Genomic DNA, 20,782 nt, shown 5'->3' on the forward strand with positions numbered 1-20,782 from the left:
TCACAACGTGAAAAGCGCTTTTGCCATAGAGGAGCGGCTGGCGATCCTGCGCCGCGCGCCGCCTTACGTGAAGATAGTGCAAGTGCTGAAGCAGCACGACGGCAACCGCCGCAAGCGGAAGCCCCGCCAACACTAAGAGCGGGTATCCGGCCATCGCTAGAGTCGGTCCAGCAGCACGGCAATGTGTGGCAGTGGTTTGTGCATGCCTCTTACGCTCCGCAGCGCGGATCAAGAAGTGCGAGCGAAGAACGTGCGCAGGATCTCGTCCGCATGCGTTTCCTGCAAAAAGTGTCGCGCATGGGTCCACCCCAATCGTGACAAGATTGCGATTGCCGCTTCCGAAGAATTGATCGCAAGCAGGTTCGAGCGGGGCTTACCGCGATGCTCGAGTGCGCGGAGATCTAGTTGATTCGGGCCGCGGCTTTGCGCGCCAGGGTGACGGCCGACTGCGCGTGCTTGGGGTCTTCCTGCACCGTTATCATGAAGAAAGTATTCTTCTTGAGGACGCCTACTTGTGAGCACTGCTCGCCGCAGCTGTTGTTTTCGTATGCCTTGTCGCCGACGCCGTTCAGCGTCGAATAGGGTGTTCCGCCGTACTTGCCCCCAAAACCGACAGACTGAGCGTACTCGGCGCGTCCGCCGGCGATCATCAGAGTCGCGCTCGCATTTTGCCCGTTCCAGGTGGTCGACTGGCTGGTGTAAGCGCAAGTCGTCGAGTCCGAGTTCGGTCCTACCAGCGGGCCGCCCATCACAGCCGTAACATCGTCGGCGGTCATCAGGATGCATGGAGCGTCCGCGGCTTGCGCCTGCCCGCTGCTCACCACCGCGATCGTCAATGCGATGATCGATGCCATCAACGTTCTGTGAAACATGATTTCCCCTGTAGACGGTTACGCGGTCAGTCGCGAGGTTTGCCTGCGCTACGATGCGATAGACCTATTTGCTTTTGATCCGATCGGCAGCCTTGCGCGCCAAAGCGGTGGCCCAGGTGCCAAGGTTCGAGTTTGAGCTGAAAGTTTGAAGTCTGATCTCGACGTAAGTGCCGTTTTGGATCACATGAATACGCGCGCCGCCGGGCACCGCGTTCAGGTAAGCGGCATCACCGACGCCGCTCACGCTATGCAGATCCGAGGAATGCACGTGGCGATCGAATTCGGCGCGTCCACCTGTATGCACCGTCGTTATCTCGATGTCGTCCCCTTGCGCTCCCTGTCCGTTGTACTGGCATTCGTTGATCAGCGCCGCACCGGCGATCGGCCGCATCGGGCCGCTCCCGTGCTGCGTCCATGATTCGCCCGATACCGCCGCAAGATCGCTGGGCGTGATCAAGTCGCACGCATTCCATCCGGCAATTTTGCAGGGTGGGTGTCCATAGTAGCCACACGGGCCGTTCGTACCGTTATCGCCAGACGAGATTCCTTGAGCTCGAGCGCCAGCGCCAAATCCGGTGGCTACGACGATGGCAACGGCGAAAATTGCAGCTCTGAGCATGGGTTTCGTCAGTAAATATTCTTTACCGATAAATAGCTAAAGATCGCGCGTAATACGAGGGGTATTTTCGTCTTGAATAGTGCGACTACGAATCCGACATCCATTGTGCTAACAGCTGAGATGAAAGTTTGCTTGGTCGTTCACGCTGCCTCCAAACGGCTGACAGGGCGATGCTTCAATCGATCTCCAGTTACATCCGCACGAGGCCCGGGGCGGCTCGGCGTATCATCTGCTTGGTCGTCGCCTTGCTCGCGCTCTCCACGAGCGCGATCGCACAAGACGAATTCAATTCGAGTTCAGGGTCACAGGGTGGAAGCGGCCAATCCTGTCAGCAGACTTATTCCGACACCGAACGCCAGATTGCGATCGCGCGCGACCTTCTCGATGCCAACTTCAAGAAGCAGGAGATCGGGTGTAATGGCGATCCGGGGTGTCGGCGCAGCGCGGGCGAGGAATATGTCCAGCAGCAACAGGAACTAGCCAAGCAACAAGTTGATGCGGAAACGCAATACAATATCTGCCAGATAGGAGCCTCGGGCGGAAACGCCGGTGCTTCCGAATCCGGTGGCAGCACCCCTGCATCTGGTGGTGGTTCCAACGCGGCGCCAGGCACCCCGCAAAATCCGTATCGCGGATACATCAGCAATCAGCCGCAAGCCCCGAGTCGCGGAAATCAAGGGCCGCCTTCCTTGCTGCAGGCCCTCAACGACGCGGCGGGCTCCGCATATCCGGGCGGTCCGCAGGCGCTCCAGCGGGCCGGAGCTCAGGCTTCGCAAAACGAAAAGGCAATCAACAACGGCCTCAACGATGCTGACCGCAAGACCAAAGCGATCGCCGATGCGATGCGGCAGGATCTGATCAACAAGTGGACCCATCCGATGGATCCCGGGACCGCCTTTGCTCAGGTAGTCGAGGCTTGGGCTGGCAATGCCTTCGGGGCGGGAGCTGGCGCAGCCGCCAAAGTCGGGTCCGAAGGCGGTAGTTTCTGGAAAGCCGCTAAGGCGGCGGCCTCGGCAGCTGCCGAAGAAGGAAAGGTTACTGCGGGCTTCAAACAGGCGGCCAAAGCCGCCACCAGCGTCGCCGGCAGCAACAAGGAGTTTCCTCCGGCGCCGCCCCCGCAACAGCGCGGAATGCTGCCCCAAGTCGACGATACCCTTCAAAAGATTGCAAAGGAGAAGAATTGGAAGATCGTCGTTCGCGACGGCAATCCTGCGGCGACGCGCTTTTACGGCAAAGAGGGCTACTATCCGAAAGGCCCCGGCCTCAAAGCGAAGTCCGCCAAAATTGATCCGAACAAACCTTTAGCGGAACAACCGAACGCCGGGCTCGCCTCCGATGAGCTTACGCCGGAAGAGAAGGCGCGCGGCTACGTACGCGACCCGGCGACCGGTCTGGTGTCGCAGGGCGGCCGCCACTTCTATAGCGACATGGATATTCACGGTGTCTATGACAGCGCCGGAAATGACGTCACCGATCAGTTTTTCGACGAAATCATCAAGCAGCAGTATCGCAATAATCCAATCCAGGATGTCGTTCAGCACGGTACGCATGACACGTGGGCAAAAAGAAACGATCCAACGGCAGCCGGCGCGAATTACGGCCCGCAAGTCGGAGATGGCAAAACGGTGACTGTCTATAGTCCGGGATCGACCGTACAACTTTCTTCAATATCGCAGATGAAGTCCTTCTATACTCAGAACGGTATGAACTGGGCGGCGCTCTATCCGAATCACTGACAATCGCACTATTGGTAGAACATCGCGCGCGTGAGCGTGAGCGCATCCGCGCGATCAGCTCGTGCAATGTTACCGTACAAGGCGCGCGCGGCACCGCACTCCTGGTCGGGAGTTAGTTGCGCCGATCCGGCGAGTGCCTCATTCAATGCCTCGAGGTCCGGCGGTGCCATCTGTTTCATCGTCCGCGCGAGCGCGGGCTCAATTTGCTCCGGCGTTGGTGCAGGTCTGGCGGGCGTTCGATTGATAATTGCGAGCGCGGCCTGATCGAAAATCTGCGCCCATAACCGTTGCTGTTGCGGCTCGAGCGTTTCGATTGCAGGAACGAAACCCCGATCGACTGAGCCTGACCAGAGGCTTGCACAAGTGCGCGTGTTGGCAAGATATATCAACTGCGCGCGAAGCTGGATCAACTCGCCGACCCACTGATCGTTGAGCCGTCGCAGACCGTTACGATTCGCCGCTCCAAGCAATTGCTCGAGCGACATCGAGATTCCGTTCGGATCCGCGACGCCTGTGATGATCGCCGCCTTGAACAGGTCCTCATAGTTCCGCTGCATTTCCTGCTGAAAGGCCGGCGTAGGTGTATTGGTCCGCGTCCCCGCTGTACTCAACGAAGTGACAATCATCACCGCGAGTGCGCTGCCAAACGCCGTCGTTCGAAGAATCATGCCGCAGCGCTGTCGCAAATGCGATTTATCACTAAGAGTTTTGGGCAGTGATGTACGCAACATCATCGCGGTTCGTCACTAACTCTCTACTCGCAGTCTCGCAGAGATTCTAGTCAACCCAACACTTAGACGATTTGTCGTAAACGGCCTTCATCCGATCTAATAGAGTAACAAATTGGATACACAGAAAGTGGGCAATCTGATTTCGGGATAGCTATTCGATTTTCATTGTCTGGAGGTCAGGCAAACGCCGGAATGATCGCACTGCCGCAGGCCGCGATGAACTCACGGCCCGGTATGTTGGGCTGGAGAATTATGTGGCGGAGCCATGGCGATTGCGCGACCAGCTTTGACAGTTGGTCGCGGACCTGCACCGCATTGCCCATCAGGCAGAATCGCCGGGCGATCTCGAGCGGGATCTCGGCCACCATCCGCGCCGCCAGCGCCATGTCTTCAGCATGGTGGAAGTCCGGCGAGACGATCGACAGGATCTCCCGGAGCGGCGCGCACGGCCATTTGAGCTGCAGGCGTTCCCACAGCGCGCGATTCACTTCGTAATAACCAGCCGCCATTACACGCCCGCGCGCCGCGGCCAGATCCGGATCGTCAGTGATGATGGTGTGCAGGTGTACTGCGGTGAATAGGGCCCCAGGATCGCGTCCGGCGTCCAGTGCGGCAGTGCGAAACTGCTGATAAGCCCAGTTTATCAACTCGGGATCGGCGCCGACTCGAATCACCACGCCATCTGCGCTGCGTCCCGCCATTGCCAAACCCCGAGGGCCGCCTGCAGTCACGATTACAGGCACGGGGCGCGGATGATCGAGACGGGTCGGACGGCTCCAGCCCATTTCGACGGATTGACCGGCGAGCAGAACGCGCACGATTCGCACCGCGGTTTCCAGCTCGTCGATGCGCGCCGGGCGTAGTCCGACCTGAAGCACCGAGGTGTCGCCCGCCGCCATGCACATCAGCGTACGGCCCGGAGCATAGAGATCTACCGTTGCGATACTGCTGGCGATGACGCTCGGGTGACGCGTCACGGGATTCACGATCAGGGTGCCGACTGATGCTCGTTCGGTGTTCTGCGCGGCGGTCACCAGATTGATAAAGACGTCACCCATGTGCAGTTGGGAATCTGGAAACCACAAATGATCGAAGCCCGCCGCCTCCGTTTCGCGACACGACTTGGCCAGCCTGACCGGGTCAGGGAAGGCGAACCGATTGGTGCCGAAGCTGAGCCGTGATGTCATTCGTGCTCACACCCTTCCACGCCCGGAACCGAGTAGATCCCCTCGGGCTGGCCGCTCATCGCAAACCTTGGTCCGTCCGTCATGAATCTCAGTTAACTGCAGATGGCTGCGGAGTTCCATCGCTTCGATCAGCACCGCCTCGGATGCCGCGGATGCGATTGGCCCCTTCGCGCAACACTTGCATTCCATCGACCGTGCAATCGGTTATCGCGGCGCGCCAGTCTGCGTCGCGATCTGCATTTAAATCGCGGTACTCTGATGTTCTGGAATACCTGGCAGAATACTACCGTTTCTTCCTGTCATTTAACTTTGATCCAATCGGGAGCGCATGGACAGGCTGATGCTGTACGACTTGCCCACGGAGAATTCATTCCGGATTCTCACATGTGTCACTCAGGCGGTATCGTGCAAAGGGGGATTGTGACACCAATTGCTTGTCGTCCAATAAACGTCGATGTTCGGGCGTGGCTGATAAAAGGGGAGAGCCGGTTCGCCATCCCAAATTCCCCAAGGTCATCTCAGGCGCGTGACCAGGATCGCTATGGAAAGACTCAAGATCGATCTGCTTAGCCTTACGTCGTTCGCTCACGGACAGCCACACGATCAATTCCGGTGGCTGCGCGCTAACGATCCCGTGTACCGGCACGAAGAACCGGATGGCCGAGGATTTTGGGCCGTGATGCGTCATCGCGACGTATACACCATCAGCCGCGACCCGAACACTTACTCCTCGTACGTGGGCGGAATCGCAATCAATGACATGGACCCCGACGGACTGGCCGCATCGCGCAACATGATGCTGTTCATGGACCCGCCCAAGCACACTCGCTACCGCGCACTGGTCAGCTCGCAGTTCATCCCGCGCAGCGCGCGATTGATGAAACCAAGAATTGAGGAACTCGCGCGCAAGATTATCGATCGCGTGATCGATCGTGGCGAATGCGACCTCGTCAGCCAGATCGCGGGCGAGTTGCCGTCGTACGTCATCGCCGAGCTGATGGGCATTCCGCTCGAAGATGGAAGGCTGCTCTACGAATGGACCGAGAAGATGCATTCCTCGTCGGAGGCGGTGCCGGAGATTGAAAAGCGTGCCGCCTCGGCGCAATTGCTTGGCTACGCACTCGGGATCGCTGAGGAAAAACGCAATAAGCCGGGCGATGATCTCGCGACCCGCCTTCTCAGTTCCGAGATCGAAGGCGATCGGCTGACCCCCGCTGAGTACGCGATGTTCTTCCTGCTCCTAATCAACGCGGGCGGCGATACAACCCGCAATCTGCTCGCTGGTGGTATGCTCGCACTGTTTGAAAACCCGGCTGAGCGGCGCAAGCTGCAGGCCGATCTGGATCGTCTGCTGCCACTCGCGGTTGAAGAGATGCTCCGTTATGTCAGTCCGGTTGTCTACATGCGGCGCACGGCCACCTGCGACACGACGCTGGGCGGCAAGACCATTCGCGCGGGGGACAAGGTCGTCATGTACTATGGCTCGGCGAATCGCGACGAGTCGCTGTTCGCTGAACCAGACCGCTTCGACGTGGCGCGCAGCCCCAACGATCACATCGCATTCGGCGGCGGAGGTACGCACTTTTGTCTCGGCGCGCACATCGCGCGGCTCGAAATCCAGGTGATGCTGCGTGAAATACTGACCCGCCTGCCCGATATCGAGCCGGCCGGGCCGGCCGAATGGCTTCCCTCCAACTTCATTTCCGGACCGCGTCGTCTCCCGGTCCGTTTCTCACCCGGTTCCGCCGCCCATGCCTGAAACAACCAGCAGGCATCCGGCGATTCATCATCGACCGCCGAAAAGCTCTAAAGGCGTTCTCGACCTCGCAACCACCGCAGCAGCGCGATTGGTGGACCGCCGGGTCTTGGAGCGACACGATCGCCGGATGGCAAGTGAGTCACGATCCCGAGTCTATCGAAACCAAAGAAGGCCGCCGGAGCGAAAGTCAAACCGCGGCCGGTTGGCGCTTTCGATTTCCTGCAGGGCTATCGCTGACTGCATATTTGGTTCTCGGGAAATATCACTACTGATTGCTCTGTCGTTCTTGTGTATGTCTTCATGTTCGGTCTCTCGAGGCATGCCACCTGGAGAACGAGCACAATTGATTGAGCAGCTACAGCAAGCGAGACAAACCGATCTGACGGATGCGATGGATACCGAGTTGGGTCCGGTTGAAATCGGGGACTACATGACGCAAGCCGGGAAAGCTGAAACGGCAATCGAAGATCTGAGTAAGCAGTCCGATGTACCCAGCTCCGAAATATCAGATGCGCTGTTCGTCCCGCCGAAGCAGCTTTCGTCCGCCCAGCGAGCCGAGTTGATCAAGCAACTGGAGCAAGTGAAAGCGCTCGACGATCAGATGTGGCGCAATCATCAAGGTGGTTGGGACGCTACTTTCGAACAGGACTGTAACGTACAGTCAACGAGTGTCGATCGGGTCGTCAAGAAGCTCGAAACCGATACCCCCGTTTCATGGTCGGAAATTAACGACGCAATGCTTATTCCAGATGAGGCTGGCTATCCGTAGAGCCTGTTCCAGCAACCCACGACTTCCGTCGGCAAATGTTCCCGGGCCGATTACAGAAGACCGGCCTCTTTGTTCTTGGTGTCAATGATACTCGCCACCGCGTCCATGCACTTCTTCGCATCACCGCCATAGTCCTCGCCGGTCAGCAACTTGCCGATCTCGGTCGGCAGCTCGTTGGTCGAATAGCCGATCCACTGCGCGAAGTGCGGCTCGGTCGCAATGACGTTGTTGATAGTCCACTTGACTATTTCGAGATGGCGCGTGGTGCCGGCCATAACCTTGGCCTTGGCCTTCACTCTAGGATCCTCGAAGCATGAGTTGCGGGTGGGCGCGAATCCGCCGGCCAGCGTGCAGCGGGTCATGATCTCCTTGCAAGTTCGCCACTGCATGAAGATCCAGGCTGCCTCGCGGTTCCGGGAGTATTTCGAGAGCGCGATCGACGAGCCCCCCTGGTGTGCCGCATTCGGTTTCTCGTTGAAGCCGCAATCTGCCGTCGGGCGCAACGCCACGGGCGTCAGGGGTTTCGCGGGATCCCACAAGCCGCGCACCTTGGAGTCGTCGGCGTCCAGGCCCGGGAAGAACTCGTCCCAGCTCTGCACCAGCGCCACCTGGCCCGAAACCATCATCTGGAACTGCCCGTCCCAGGTCGAGTCGATCGAGCTGGGCGCGGCGTACTTCAGAAGCTCCTGGTACCATTGCAAGCCAACGACGCCCTGGTGGTCGTTGGCGGAGAACTTCTTGTCCCTGGCGAAGATCGAGCCGCCGTGGCCCCATACCGCCTGGCTCCAATCGCACTCCAGCGAATAGTGGCCGGATTTCGCCTGCAACCCGGTGCCGAAAATGCCGTTTGCCTTCTCAGCTCCGGTGATAGCCTTCACCGCATTCGTGAATTCAGAGTAGGTCGTCGGCACCCAGATGCCGTGCTTGTCCAGCAGGTCCTTGCGGTACATCAGGATGAAGATCGGTATGTCATAGGGAATGCCGATCCAGTTGCCGTTCACCTGCGCTACACCCTCGACCAGGGGACGGCAGAAGTCGCCGAAATCGAAATCCGGCATCGCCAGCTCGGGATTGTCCTTGTAGTACTGCATCGGATCGACGGTGTCCTGCGCGAAGGCCGCGATCCATGACTGGTCGAGATAATAAAGATCGTTGCTGCCGAGTCGACCTTGCACGTCCTGCATCAACTTGGCCAGCACCTGCTCGAGCGGCAGGATCTCGAGCTCCACCTCGATTCCGGTGGCCTGGGTGAACTCCTCTTTGAGCTGGGTGAGCACGAGGGTGGGCGGCGTGGCCTCGGAGGTAAAGCGGATCTTCGTGCCGCGGTATTTGCTGCCGGCTTCTTTAAGCCATTTGGCCTGGTCGTCCGGCAGTCCCTCGGCATAGGCCGGCTCGGCAAAGCCGAAGCTGCGCGGTCCGCGGCGGCTGCCCAGCGAGGCGAGCCCGAAGAGCGAGAAGCCTATCCCGGCGAGGCCCATGCGGCGTAGGAACTCGCGCTTGGAAATCCGTTGGCTGCTGTACGCGTTGGCCGAGTCGATAATGAACGTACGCTGGTCGTGGTCCTTGAAGCTCATGGCTTTCCTTGCCTTGAAAAATCGCCCTCTGCGGCGCTCGCCGCTTTCAAACTCTCGGCCTACCGTTCGGTTTTACGCATCTGGCTTCGACGACCCGAGATGCTGACCGGCACGTCGCCGGCCACCGAAACGCGATGGAGCAAGCGTTGCTCTGGGCCAGAATCATTCACCTTGGCATGCTGAGTGGCCCGGTTGTCCCAAACCGCCACGTCACCTTTGGCCCAACGCCATCGCACAGTATTTTCGACCCGCGTGACATATTCCTGGAAGAGCTGGAAAAGTTGTCGAGAGTCGGACACTGGTAAGCCGACGAACTCTCTCACAAATCCACCCAGCACCAGACATCGCTCGCCGGACTCCGGATGGATCCGCACCACGGGGTGCTCAGTTTCATAAACACTGGAAGTAAAGAGCTCGAAGTTTCGGCGCACGTCCTCACGCTTGTCAGTTCTGGTGAGCGCCGAGAACTCGTGAACGTTCGTGTGAACGGCCCACAGGTTGTCGGCAAATTCCTGCAGCTTGGGTGGTAATGACGAGTAGGCAACTGCGGTGTTCGCCCATATGGTATCGCCGCCATAGCTGGGAACAACTAGAGCGCGAAGAATTGAGGCCTGAGGGTATGCATCGAGAAAGGTCAGGTCGGTATGCCACGCCGTCGTGCGGTCGCCATAGGAGTGGTCGATACTGAGCACCGCGCGGCTTCCCTCAAGAGGCGGCAGTGTTGGATGTGGTTCTGGATCGCCCATCAGGCTTGCGAACGCTTCATGACCGACCTCATCCAGATGCTCTTGCCCACGAAAAAAGATCACCTTGTATTTAAGGAGCGCTTCGCGCACGAGACGAACCACCGAAGGCGTGAGGTCGCCAGATAGGCGAAGGCCGCCGATCTCTGCGCCGATATTTCCAGCTATCGGAAGTATCTTCAGAGCACTTTCGACTCCCGTGTCGGTCATCTCTTAGTCCTCAATGCGTTTGGCTCCCGTCAACATGATACGGAGTCCACTCCTGAAGCCACGCGATCCTAGTCAGTAAGGCAGAGGTTGCTGCGTTCGAGTTTCGGTGCCTGAGCTGACTACATTTGGGTCGGTTTCAACAAAGCTGATTTCCTGACCGCCCGGTTGCGTGAAATCATCGAAATGAAAAATGTTGCCGTTCTGATCGGTATCGACTTCGGTCGCGCTGCAGTCGGCGTTGACGCTATAGCGGCCCTGAAACGTGCTCTGGTGCTCCACCGGCTCACCCTCGGTTGCGGTGGTCCAGGTACCGTGTGCGGTTCCGTTCCCATTGAAGACGACCAGACCGGCTACAGCGAAGCGCGTGAGCGTGCTGCCACTCACGGTGTACCCCGTGTAGCCATACACGTAAGTGCCATGCATCGTTGCGGCGGTGCAGGTTCCCTGCGGCTCGGTCGCTCGGGCCGAGGATGAAAGCAGGATCAAGGTGACGAGCCCAAGCGTCGAAAGCAGGGTACATTTCAGGTCACGCGTGCGTGGTCGATTCATCGTGCTCTTCCTTCCAGGGATCGAGTCTTTGCCAGATTGGCAGCTTGCGTCGCCGCGGCAAACTCTCTCGGTAAGATGCCGGTGAAAACCCGCTTTGCGTTCGAGGTGCTTGTGGTCGCCGCTCAAATCGGCTCACCCCGATCGACCTCGTAACTGGTGTTTCGAGTGCTGCTCGAGTTCGACTTGGAAGATCCGCGCGTTTGATATCCGGCGCGTTTTTCCCAGGATGCAAAGCTGCAGCGACGCCGCCGTATTCACGAGGAAAAAGCTAAGGCTTTCTGCGATTTTCTGAGGGCAGTGATTTCTTCTGCTCCGCGACCGCCGCATGATAATCGTCGAATTGCGCACCAAGGCCCGTTTTGTATGCGGTCATGCGGGTTGCTGAGTAATCGTCCATGCCGCATAAGCGGGCAGAGCTCGGCGCTTGCGGTACGTGGGGCTTCTTCACTTTCACCTGTGGAATCGCCCCCGCGCCGCCGATCGAAAACGTCGACGGTACCCGCATCGCAGGTGAGTCGCATCGCGGGCACCGTCTTCCGCGATCGGCTTCGCGCCACGAGATCACTTCCTGGAATTCGTAACCGCAATCACATCGCCATTCGTATATCGGCATCGTCGCTACTCGATAATATGGGGCATCGCCGACCAGTCCTCCGGATCGTGGGTGATCCATAGAGTGGCGTCGTACATCTCGCGTATTGCTTTGAGGCGGCGAATCGAATGCGTTGATTGATTCGGGTCGGTGTCCAGCGGCATCGTCGCTTCCCGGTCAATTGCTTCGCGCAGATGCACGGTGTCGCCGGTCAGGAGAATGTCGCGGTTGGAGAGCCTGACCATCAGCGAGCATTCGCCGGGCGTATGACCTGGAGTGAGCAGAAACTGCAGGCTGCCATCGCCAAACAGATCGAAATCGCATCCGAGTTCCAGCCAGTCGTAGCCACGCGTCGGCAGGTAGTCCTCGAGCACGAATACCCAGCGTCGATCGGGATCGGGCCAGTAGGCGTAGCGCAGTTCGTTGGTTCCGACGATAAACTTCGCCTTGGGAAAGTAGCTGAGTCCGCCGACATGGTCGAAGTGGCTATGCGATACGACTACATACTTGATGTCTGATGGCTGATAGCCGACCTGCCTGATCTGCCGATCGAGGGTCTCGGTCTTGCTCCATTCCAGCGGCAAATTGCGCGCGTGCTCGCCCAGGTATCCGATTGGATCATCGATCATGCGCGGGTTGCATCCGGTATCGAACAACACCAGACCCTTCGGGTGTTCCATCAGAAACGAGGGGCAGGGCAGCTTGACCATCGTGGCGTCGCCGCCCTGAACGAGCAGCGAGCGTGGTGCAGAAAGCTGCGCACCGGGCAGTGCGTACATCTTGCGGATTTTACCATTAGTCATTGTAAACTGAGCTCCTGATTGGCGACTGCCTATGTCGTAGCTCGACTAGTGTTTAGCGCTGCCGGAAATGATCGCGGTCCTGCTTGCCACCCTGTCCTAGTGCGGTTCCCACGAGAAGTCCAGCGGCGATGCGCTTGCTTTCGCCAGCTCGCCGAAGGACGCGAAGTACCAGCGGAACTTCGCAGGTCGCGCCACACCAGCGTTTCCAGTCGGCCGCGGAACCATCGATGCTCGTGACCTCAACCTGCGAAGCAGGCCGCCTTTGCGAACTCGAGATGTTCAGCAGCGACGCAAGTTGTTGCTGACGAGCAGCTAGAGCCCGGCGCTCACCGATTGATATAACTTGCTGACTTCCTCGTGAAGACGACTGGTCAGCTCAGCGCGATCGTCTTTTCGCATGCCAGCAGTCGGAATCGGCGTTCCGATCGCGATTCGCAAGATTCTGCCGGGCGAAACTACGGCTGCCGACGGCGGAAGAATCAGACCCGAGCCGCCGATCGCCATCGGCACTGCCGGCTTCTGACTTAGAATCGCGAGCCACGCGGTGCCATCTTCAAATTCATGCACCCTGCCGTCGGTGAATCGATGGCCTTCCGGGAAGATACCGAGATTCAATCCGCTGCGTAGAACGTGTATCGCGTGCCGGATGGTGCGGCCGCCGGCCTCGCGATCAATTACCACATTGTCTGAATGCTGGAGCGCATAGCCGAAGGCCGGAAATTTCAGCAGCTCCTTCTTCGCGACGAAACGAGTATTGATCGGCATGAATGCGAGCATGGTGAAGACGTCGAAGAAGCTCTGATGGTTCGAAACTAATAAGCAGGGAGTCAAATTCGTGAGGTTCTCGAAACCTGATAACTCGACCCTGACGCCGCAAAACTTCACGATTCCTCGAGCCCAAAACCTCGCGAGCTGTGCGAGTGCCTTGTAGCGCCTGCTTGTAGCCAGAGCGAATGCGGGCAGCGCGAGCAGAAGCGTGAGCAGAACGGACATGGCAGTAGCCGCGACTCCCCATAAGTAGTGCAGGGACAACCGTCGCCGTGCGTCAATGGTGAATGCCGGGAGCTCGACTTTCTCAGCCATCGAGACTTATCCTCTGCGCCGTTTCGAAATCACAAGTTGATACCGTCGATCGGATGCAATCTCACTTGATGCGGCCCGCGTCATCGCGCCGGGGGAACTGTCGCCGTCGTGTGCCAGTTTTCAGCAGCGGACGGCGACGGTGGGTTGCGCTGCGATGGAGCCGGGATGTGCGCGATTTGATTCTCGCTCTGCCCTTTGTCGTGGGTGGCGTCGCGCAGCACGAGCAGGGGCCCCCAAGCAAGGTAAACGAGGGGCGGTACCACCGCGGCAATGCCGGGAACGATAAAGGCTACGACCGTGACTACTACACCGGTGATCGGCAACCAGACGTAGCTTCGCAGATTGGCGACCTTAAAAGCGGGATAGGGCACTCGCGAAATCATCAGGCCCGAAAGCAGCAGTATAACTACGGCAACACAAGCGCAGAGAACTGGAGCATCAAGTTCGGGATAACATTGGTAGCAATACGCCAGACCCGCGATCACTGACGCCGCCCCAGGCACCGGCATCCCAACGAAGCGGTGGTGGTTAACCAAGCCGCCTTTGGATTCCAGATTATAGCGGGCCAGGCGCAGTGCCGCGGCGAGTGCGAAGAGCCCGATAATCAACGCGCCGATGAGCCCGGCGGGTCTGAGCGCCCACGCATAGGCGAGGCCTGCGGGCGCGACGCCGAATGCGACGAGATCGGACAGGCTGTCGAGCTCTTTGCCAAAAGCGCTCATCGTGCGTGACAGCCGTGCCACTAAACCATCGAGCACGTCGCAAAGAAGGGCCAGGTAAATGAAGATGGCGGCGCGCTGGAAATGGCCGTCGAGGGATGACGCCAGCGAAAGACAACCCAGGAGGAGCCCCGATGAAGTGATGGCGCTGGGCAGCCACATCATTCTCGATGGCATGGCTTCCGAGACGCGGCACTCACCTTCAAGTGGCGGTTCGAGCATCGAGCCCTTTCTATAGTGCCCTCGAATGGCGGAAATCGCGGACCTCGCTCGCCAAGCCAATCTTCTCGAGGCTTCTGATAAGGAAATATCCGGCATCGGGCTGACGCCAGTTCCATCCGAGCCTTGCGATGCCAGGGCGCGAATGATGGTTGCGATGCCAATTTTCGCCGATAAACAGTTGCATCAATCCGAGCCATCTCACGTTGCGGCTCGAATCCTCACCGATCGCGACGCCCGGTTCCATATGACAGATGCTGTTAACGAAGCATTGCGCGTGAAGCGCAACAATCATTCGTATGGAACCCATCCAGAAGAATGCTTGCAGACTGAATAGCAAGCCCCAGGAATAGGCCACCAACAGGATCGGGGCGAGAAGGTAGGTCCAGAAGTGGTAATAACGGTTGTCGAGGTCCGGACAATAGCGCTCGACCGATGGAACCGGCGCCTGCCAGAGCCAGCATAGGTGCGCCCACCAGAATCCGTGGCGCGGACTGGATACGTCTTCGTCGGTGTCGGCGGCCGCGTGATGAAGCCGGTGGTTTGATACCCAGCTCACCGGCGAGCCCGAACCATTGAACATCGCCAGGAAGATCAACAGCCCTTCCACGACCGGACTCAGCCTCACCGAACGATGCGCGATAGCCCGGTGGAAGCACACGGTCGTCCCGATTCCGCCAATCCATCCGACCGCAAACATTGCGACGACCATTCGCCATCCAGGCCACGGGAAGAGAATCAATCCAATCGCCGCAGTAATATGGATGAGCACGATCCACGCAAAGGTTGGCGCATGCTGGCGCGTGGTCCGCCACCACGGCCATTGCCAGGGCCCTGGTTCCTTCTCGAGCGCAGAGGAGTCGAGGTCAAAAGATGGTGATATCACCGGGCGTCCTCACGGCGTCTGACCATCAAAGGTCTCGACTGTCAGCACGGGTCTGCTGAGGTTTACTTGTGCTATAAAGAGTAAAGATACACGCATTCTAATTATTTAGAGCTTGTTTTAGTCTTCGCTTCCGCTTATTTCAAGCTCTACATTCCGTGGGCCGCGGCTCGCTCCCGGATGTTCACGCTTTCGAGGTTGCGTCGAACGACGCAGGCGGCGCGATTAGCTCAAGGCGCGCCCGATGCCGCGCCGGCTGCGCGGCTTGCGCGACGATGACGGGCGCGGGCCTGCTCAAGCGCTGCGCGGCTTGAATCGTTCAGTTCATACAGCTCGAGCGACTCCGAGGTTTCGTCGCTGACCGGAGTTATCGCGAGGTCGGTATATTGCATTCTGTTGGGATCGGATTCGCATCGCCAACGTAAGCGCTCGAGCCAGAGCCCATACCATCCGGCGCGGCCGTAGGTCTTGATGATCTGCGCCAGGCGCTTGGGATAGAACACGAGCGGATTTTCGATCGCCATCCCGGGCCGCCGCTGACTGCGAATTTTGCGCCGAAACGCGCCCCCTTGCAGCGGATGCACGCCCTCATGCCGGTAGCATCCGTAGTAGTAGAAGATGTACTTGGACATCCGGCTCGGCCGCATCCTGCCGACGATACTGCGCTTGAGCAGCGTCTCGACGTGCTCGGCAGTGTAATAGAGATGCCACGCGCGGTCGTAGATCTCTGCCATCTCCTTCGCGCTCATGCTGGCGTGATCGCTGGTCACGTGCTCGAGGTCGTAGCGATTCATGTCGGGATCGAGCCGCGCGCCCTTGAGATACATTTCCTTGTGATCGTGAGAGCCCGGCAGCGGCGTCAGGATGAAGAACTCCAGGATATCGATCGGCAGCTCGCGCTTGATGATCTCGATATCGCGCTCGATGCTTCGCGAAGTATCCGACGGAAAGCCCAGGATATAGCCGGCGAAGGTCATGACCTTGGCCGCGCGCCACGCCTGGAGCATCTTGCGGTACTCAGTTATGCGGTTCTGACCCTTGGAAGCGGCGCGCAGATTTTCAGGGTTTATGTTTTCCAGCCCGATGAAGATAATCCTGACCCCGGCGGCCGCCGCCTTGGCGATGAAATTCGGAATCTTGTGGCAGAGAGTGTCCACCTGCATTGCGATGTTGATGCGGATTTTGTCCTGGTGCCGCAGGACGATGAGCCGGTCGAGGATCGCCTCCCAATTCTTGTTGCGGGCGAAGTTGTCGTCGGTGATGAAGAAGCTGTGGACCCCCTGCGCGGCATGCTGGCGCATCAGCGCTTCGATGTCGTCGGCCGTGCGATAGCGTGATTTGCGTCCCTGCACGTTGATGATCGTGCAGAAGCTGCAACTGAACGGGCATCCGCGGCCCGCATCGAAGCTCCCGAGATTGCCGAGATTGCGCTTGATGTGATGCTTGGTCAGAAAGGGCAGCGTGGCGCCGTTCATCCCGGGCAGCTCGGCCAGATAGTTGTAAATTGGCCTGAGCTCGCGCTTAAAGGCTGCGCGCAGCAACTCATCGACGCGGCCCTCGGCTTCGCCAACGAATAACGTGACGCCGAGGTCGATTGCCTCCTGAAGGTCAGGCGGCATCTCAGGAAGCATCGCGATGCATCCGCTGACGTGAAAGCCGCCCGTCGCGACCTGGATTCCGGCGGCGCGAAGTTGCCGCATGATGTCCATCGCCCGCGGAAACTGATTGCTCTGCACTCCGACCAACAGAACGATTCCGCGATTGCCGTTACGCTCAAGGTTGCCAATGATGCGTTTGAGCGGCAGTTTCAGGTTCGTTTCATCGCGGACGTTGATCTCGATATCAACCTCGTCGCCGAGCACGCGCCGCTCGCGGGCATCGAGCATGATCCCGTAAAGCGCGGAAAGCGAGTTCGAAGGCATCGAGCCGCGCCACCACTGCACGACGTATCCGTCGTCGTCATAGTGAGAGGGCTTGATGAGTTCGACGATAAATTTCTGCCCAGCGGAATTGTTCACACCCGTGAGCCCCTATCTGACCCGGCGCCCGCTGAATAGGCCTGCACCCTTGGTCGTGTCCATTTGCCTGGCGCCCATCTCATTCATAATTCGTTCTCAAGTCTTTTCGAATGTTGGCATAAGGGCATTTATCGCCAATCATGGATTATTAGGCTTTAAGATGTTCTGTCCTCATACTAGGGCCAGAACCAAGCCAATGGCAAACAAATCGCTGATATTGGCGAGGAGCGTGAGGAATGCGAAATCGCTAACGAAGCGGGCGTAAAAGCCTGCTGACTTCGGAACGAAAATTTCGAAAACCGCTTGAAGAGGCTGGGTTCTTCGGTAGTTTACTGCGTCGCGATAATCGAGTGTTCCGTTCCTTCAGTATTGGCGGCCGTTCGGAGCCAGTGCCTCTATGGCTGATAGATCGTTGTCCAGACTCCGCCGTCGGCCGTATCGGAGACCGGCGTCTGCGTTTGAACCGGGGTGAAGCTGAACGCCGAGCCCGGGCTCGAGGCCGCGCTCCCGTCCAGGATCGTTCCAAGCTGACAAAAGCCCGTTCCGCTCACGCTGACAGTTCCTACTAGTGTGCCAAACGAATAGACATCGACCTCATCACGCAGATGCTGTAAAGCGGCGTTCGCTCCCGCAAAAAGTGTCAGGTAGCCGTACGGCCGCAGTTCCGCGCCGCTCCATCCGGACTCGCAGCTCACCTGACTGCATCCCGGTTTGGCGACAGTTCCTTCCGAGGGAGTGATATTGACGCTCAGGTCGGTTGAAGTCGCGTTGAACAAGGTAATCGCCGTAATACTACAATTCTCGTGTTTAACAATATTGACGTTAAGCGAATCCCAACCATCGATTGCGTTGAATACCTCAAACGGATTGGCACCATTGCCGAAAATATCAGTCTTCATCACCGTGAGCGACGGATTATCCTGGAAGGTGCCCGCGTTGTTGTTACTCGTATTACTGCCGAAGGTCGAGTAGTTATAGCTATTGTAGTTATTCGTGTTGAGACCGGTGGGAGCCCCACTATTGGCAAATGAGATTTGCAGATTATACGCCAGCGGAGCCAGGGCCTGCATCGCCGTCAAGGAATAGCCCTTCAAGGCTGCGTTGCCGATATTTGTTGTTTCACCTGGTGGCAGGCCGAGACCGTTGTAGCCGTCGATCTGACTGAGCGGGCCGACGATCGAGAGCCGGCCCCAATCTTCGAGGACCGCAGTCTCACCATTCGCTTCATTCTCAGTCAGGATGTCGAAGACAGTATTGAGGTCGCCGGCCAGGTTGCCAACAGTGGTGTCGAGACGCTGCGTGAACTGTTGAGCTGTTTCGCCTCCTTGCGCGAGCGTCGTTGTAACCGCAGTTGCAATCAGGTTGGCGAATGCGCCCGAGCCCGGGATGCTGATGGCGTTGAGGGCGGTGTAGAGAATTCCCTCGATGAAATCGATTGGCGTGGCATGAAGGCTCTGCTCTTTTGAGACATTCACGTCCTGCGCCAGATGAGTGGTGGCGTTGATATCCTGGGCTTGAATATAGTCAATGATACTAGTGTAGTTTGAGTACATCAGCTGAACATTTGATGCGTTTTGACATTCCTGGTGTATCTGCATGTAAGTTGCAGTCCAATCCGCGTCGGAGATGCTGGTCGTGACGCCGTCGCATGTGCCATTGCCGGGATTGTGCGGAATCTCCCCGGGAATCGAAGAAGTATTAGACTCGCAAGTCGTGAGGGTGCTCGAGGAGTTGGTATTGATGTATAAGCATCGGATGCCCGAGTAGGTTGTCCCTTCGTAGTTGCAGGTTTGGGTCGAAACCTGACACGGAGTGGTTCCATTACCACAGAGAATCGCGTTGCTGAGATAGGTGTAAGCAGCACATTGCCCGGAATCGGCCGCCGCAGGAAAAGGTGGATTCGAATTCGGTTGATCGATTACCTGTTCAAGATAGTAGTTGGGATAGGTATACCACTGGTTGTTAGGGGCTGGAGACTGCGCGCCGACAGAAACCGATACCGGCGAAAAGCTGAAGAGTTGCGCGCCGCTGCTGAGATTGGTTAGCTGCGCTGCATTGCCGGCAGAGGTTCCATAGTTCCACTGCTCGAACGAGCTGATGTCGCCGGTCGGCGAGGTCTGCTCATTCCAGAAGATCGACGTTGCCCACCCCGTGATGGACCCAAGTTCCAGGGGCGCCACGGAAGCGCCGTAGCCAACCAGCGAGTTGAACGCCCCGATATTGACCTGGCTCACCGCAAAGCTCTCGGCGCTGCGCAAATAGAAATTATTCGCGGTCGGCGCCGCAACCGCCTTCCACAGCTGACTGCCGTTGGAGTTCGGATTGAGCGGCGCCAGGCCAACCGCGGTACCACCGTTAGGATTGGTGGCTCCGTTGGGTGCCGCGCCATTCACCGTGAGTACCAGCGGTGTCGAGGAGGGCGTCGGAGCGCCAGGCCCGGTCGGCAGCGGAGAGCCGTCAGATTGCAGGCCGTTGACTATGTAGAAATATTGGTCGAAGAGCGGGGTGGTCTGAGCCGCCGGAGCGAGCCCGGTCGCAAAATCCATTTCGGGATTGACCGGCGTCTTCCACACCGTATTGGGAGACAAGGGCGGCGCGGCCTGCGTGAACGCCGATCCCGGTCTGAGATTGGAGGGCGGACCCGAAGGTGCGGGCGCGCCGGATGATCCGCCGCAGCCAGCCGCCGCCAGCATTGGCAGGTACACGAGTGCGGCCAAAAGCGCGACGCGGTAACCGCGCGAGCGCGGCTCTCGGGCGACGCCCGAACGGGTAGGAATGCGGCGAGTGGCGAGCCGATCCGAACGTTTCAGTGCCATCTCACGAAGCCATCCTTGGGTTCTTTGCGATCGTTACCAGGTCGATCCTCAGTCACTCGGCTACGAAGACTCGGGTAAATCTAGTCCAGTTAGAACAATTGCGTCAAGCAGTAGGATGCATTACAAATGTAATCAATACATAAGCAGTGCAATCTAATGTCCGCATGAAGAAGCGCATCGACCGGCGAACGTCGACGGGCAGGTGGATCATCGATCGGCTTGCGCGGCGGTCTGAATTCGTGGCGCCGCTTCATCGCAGGGCCGTGATCGAGAGGCTCGACCCCGGCGGCCGGCTGCGAGAAATGGCGCCAACGATCTCGCCCTCATTATGCGGCGTTCGGCGAACTTGCGTTCGGATTTTGACTTCCGAGGTTAAGGAGGAGTACACGAACTAAATGGAATCGAGCGAGCAGGTCAGAACTCCGAACCGATTGATGGCCGGGTTTTCGTCCGACGCCCTCCCGCGTCTTCAGTCAAATCGTCTTGACTGGCAGCAATTGAAGGGTAGTCCGAAGTTCGATTACCCTATCGACTATTCGGTGGCCGTCACCGACGTCGACCGCGCTGCGGGCGTAATCGAGTTTATTGCGAAATGGGCGCCAAACTCATATTGCCATTTTCATCGGCATCTGGGCCGAACTATTTCCCGCGTGCTCCAGGGTGAGCATCACATAGTCGACACTAGCGAGTTGCAGATTCTCCACAAGACGCGTAAGCCCGGCTTTCAGGGGCCAACGCCCGCGGGCGACCTGCATATGGAATATGGTGGGCAGGATGGTACGACCGTGATCTTCCTGTGCGAGGCCATCGACGGAAACGTATTCGACATCGTCGCCAAGGACGGTACTGTACTCGCTACGACTACGCTCGATGATTTCGCATCCGGGCGCCTGAGCTGAG

The 20,782-nt window shown here is 58.4% G+C and carries 18 protein-coding genes; 4 read left to right on the forward strand and 14 right to left on the reverse strand.

Annotation, left to right across the window (positions count from 1 at the left end; genetic code table 11):
• Positions 1 to 401: 401 nt before the first annotated feature.
• Complete coding sequence (locus VMA09_08150; GenBank protein ID HUA33563.1) at positions 402 to 854, reverse strand: hypothetical protein; 453 nt, start codon at positions 852 to 854, stop codon at positions 402 to 404.
• An 82-nt stretch (positions 855 to 936) separates the two neighbouring features.
• Positions 937 to 1,329: a hypothetical protein gene (locus VMA09_08155; protein HUA33564.1), complete on the reverse strand. Its 393-nt coding sequence runs from the start codon at positions 1,327 to 1,329 to the stop codon at positions 937 to 939.
• A 332-nt stretch (positions 1,330 to 1,661) separates the two neighbouring features.
• On the opposite strand from VMA09_08155, the gene VMA09_08160 reads away from it, so the two are divergent.
• Positions 1,662 to 3,227, forward strand: a complete 1,566-nt coding sequence (locus VMA09_08160; protein HUA33565.1) for a hypothetical protein — start codon at positions 1,662 to 1,664, stop codon at positions 3,225 to 3,227.
• 8 nt (positions 3,228 to 3,235) lie between these two features.
• Here the strand turns inward: VMA09_08160 and VMA09_08165 are convergent, their stop codons facing one another.
• Positions 3,236 to 3,895 carry a hypothetical protein gene (locus tag VMA09_08165; protein HUA33566.1) on the reverse strand — a complete coding sequence of 220 codons (660 nt, stop codon included), beginning with the start codon at positions 3,893 to 3,895 and terminating at the stop codon, positions 3,236 to 3,238.
• A gap of 239 nt (positions 3,896 to 4,134) precedes the next feature.
• A complete protein-coding gene (locus tag VMA09_08170; protein HUA33567.1) occupies positions 4,135 to 5,145 on the reverse strand; it encodes an LLM class flavin-dependent oxidoreductase in 1,011 nt (336 codons plus the stop codon).
• A gap of 541 nt (positions 5,146 to 5,686) precedes the next feature.
• Between VMA09_08170 and VMA09_08175 the strand changes: the two genes are divergently transcribed.
• On the forward strand, positions 5,687 to 6,904 hold the full coding sequence (locus VMA09_08175) for a cytochrome P450 (GenBank protein ID HUA33568.1): 1,218 nt from the start codon (positions 5,687 to 5,689) through the stop codon (positions 6,902 to 6,904).
• 343 nt (positions 6,905 to 7,247) lie between these two features.
• Positions 7,248 to 7,673, forward strand: coding sequence for a hypothetical protein (locus VMA09_08180; protein HUA33569.1), 426 nt, complete (start codon positions 7,248 to 7,250; stop codon positions 7,671 to 7,673).
• A 50-nt stretch (positions 7,674 to 7,723) separates the two neighbouring features.
• Here VMA09_08180 and VMA09_08185 read toward each other — a convergent pair whose 3' ends face one another.
• From VMA09_08185 to VMA09_08230, 10 genes are all read right to left on the reverse strand, one after another.
• Positions 7,724 to 9,247 (reverse strand): extracellular solute-binding protein, encoded by a 1,524-nt coding sequence (locus VMA09_08185; protein ID HUA33570.1) that lies wholly within the window; start codon positions 9,245 to 9,247, stop codon positions 7,724 to 7,726.
• Positions 9,248 to 9,306: 59 nt separating this feature from the next.
• Positions 9,307 to 10,200, reverse strand: a complete 894-nt coding sequence (locus VMA09_08190) for a TauD/TfdA family dioxygenase (protein HUA33571.1) — start codon at positions 10,198 to 10,200, stop codon at positions 9,307 to 9,309.
• Positions 10,201 to 10,272: 72 nt separating this feature from the next.
• Positions 10,273 to 10,749, reverse strand: a complete 477-nt coding sequence (locus VMA09_08195) for a hypothetical protein (GenBank protein HUA33572.1) — start codon at positions 10,747 to 10,749, stop codon at positions 10,273 to 10,275.
• Between the two features lie 268 nt (positions 10,750 to 11,017).
• Positions 11,018 to 11,362: a zinc ribbon domain-containing protein gene (locus tag VMA09_08200; protein ID HUA33573.1), complete on the reverse strand. Its 345-nt coding sequence runs from the start codon at positions 11,360 to 11,362 to the stop codon at positions 11,018 to 11,020.
• Between the two features lie 5 nt (positions 11,363 to 11,367).
• The gene (locus VMA09_08205; GenBank protein ID HUA33574.1) at positions 11,368 to 12,144 is read right to left on the reverse strand and encodes an N-acyl homoserine lactonase family protein; all 777 of its coding nucleotides are present in this window, start codon (positions 12,142 to 12,144) and stop codon (positions 11,368 to 11,370) included.
• Positions 12,145 to 12,456: 312 nt separating this feature from the next.
• Entirely contained in the window at positions 12,457 to 13,227 is a 771-nt protein-coding gene (locus VMA09_08210) for a lysophospholipid acyltransferase family protein (protein HUA33575.1), read from the reverse strand.
• Between the two features lie 80 nt (positions 13,228 to 13,307).
• A complete protein-coding gene (gene pssA, locus VMA09_08215; protein HUA33576.1) occupies positions 13,308 to 14,168 on the reverse strand; it encodes a CDP-diacylglycerol--serine O-phosphatidyltransferase in 861 nt (286 codons plus the stop codon).
• 10 nt (positions 14,169 to 14,178) lie between these two features.
• Complete coding sequence (locus VMA09_08220) at positions 14,179 to 15,051, reverse strand: fatty acid desaturase (protein ID HUA33577.1); 873 nt, start codon at positions 15,049 to 15,051, stop codon at positions 14,179 to 14,181.
• Between the two features lie 227 nt (positions 15,052 to 15,278).
• Positions 15,279 to 17,066: a radical SAM protein gene (locus VMA09_08225; GenBank protein HUA33578.1), complete on the reverse strand. Its 1,788-nt coding sequence runs from the start codon at positions 17,064 to 17,066 to the stop codon at positions 15,279 to 15,281.
• A 395-nt stretch (positions 17,067 to 17,461) separates the two neighbouring features.
• Complete coding sequence (locus VMA09_08230; protein ID HUA33579.1) at positions 17,462 to 19,882, reverse strand: hypothetical protein; 2,421 nt, start codon at positions 19,880 to 19,882, stop codon at positions 17,462 to 17,464.
• Positions 19,883 to 20,277: 395 nt separating this feature from the next.
• On the opposite strand from VMA09_08230, the gene VMA09_08235 reads away from it, so the two are divergent.
• Positions 20,278 to 20,781, forward strand: a complete 504-nt coding sequence (locus tag VMA09_08235) for a hypothetical protein (GenBank protein HUA33580.1) — start codon at positions 20,278 to 20,280, stop codon at positions 20,779 to 20,781.
• Position 20,782: the final 1 nt, after the last annotated feature.

The organism is Candidatus Binataceae bacterium (genome assembly GCA_035508495.1).
In the GTDB taxonomy this organism is placed as follows: Bacteria; Desulfobacterota; Binatia; order Binatales; family Binataceae; genus JASHPB01.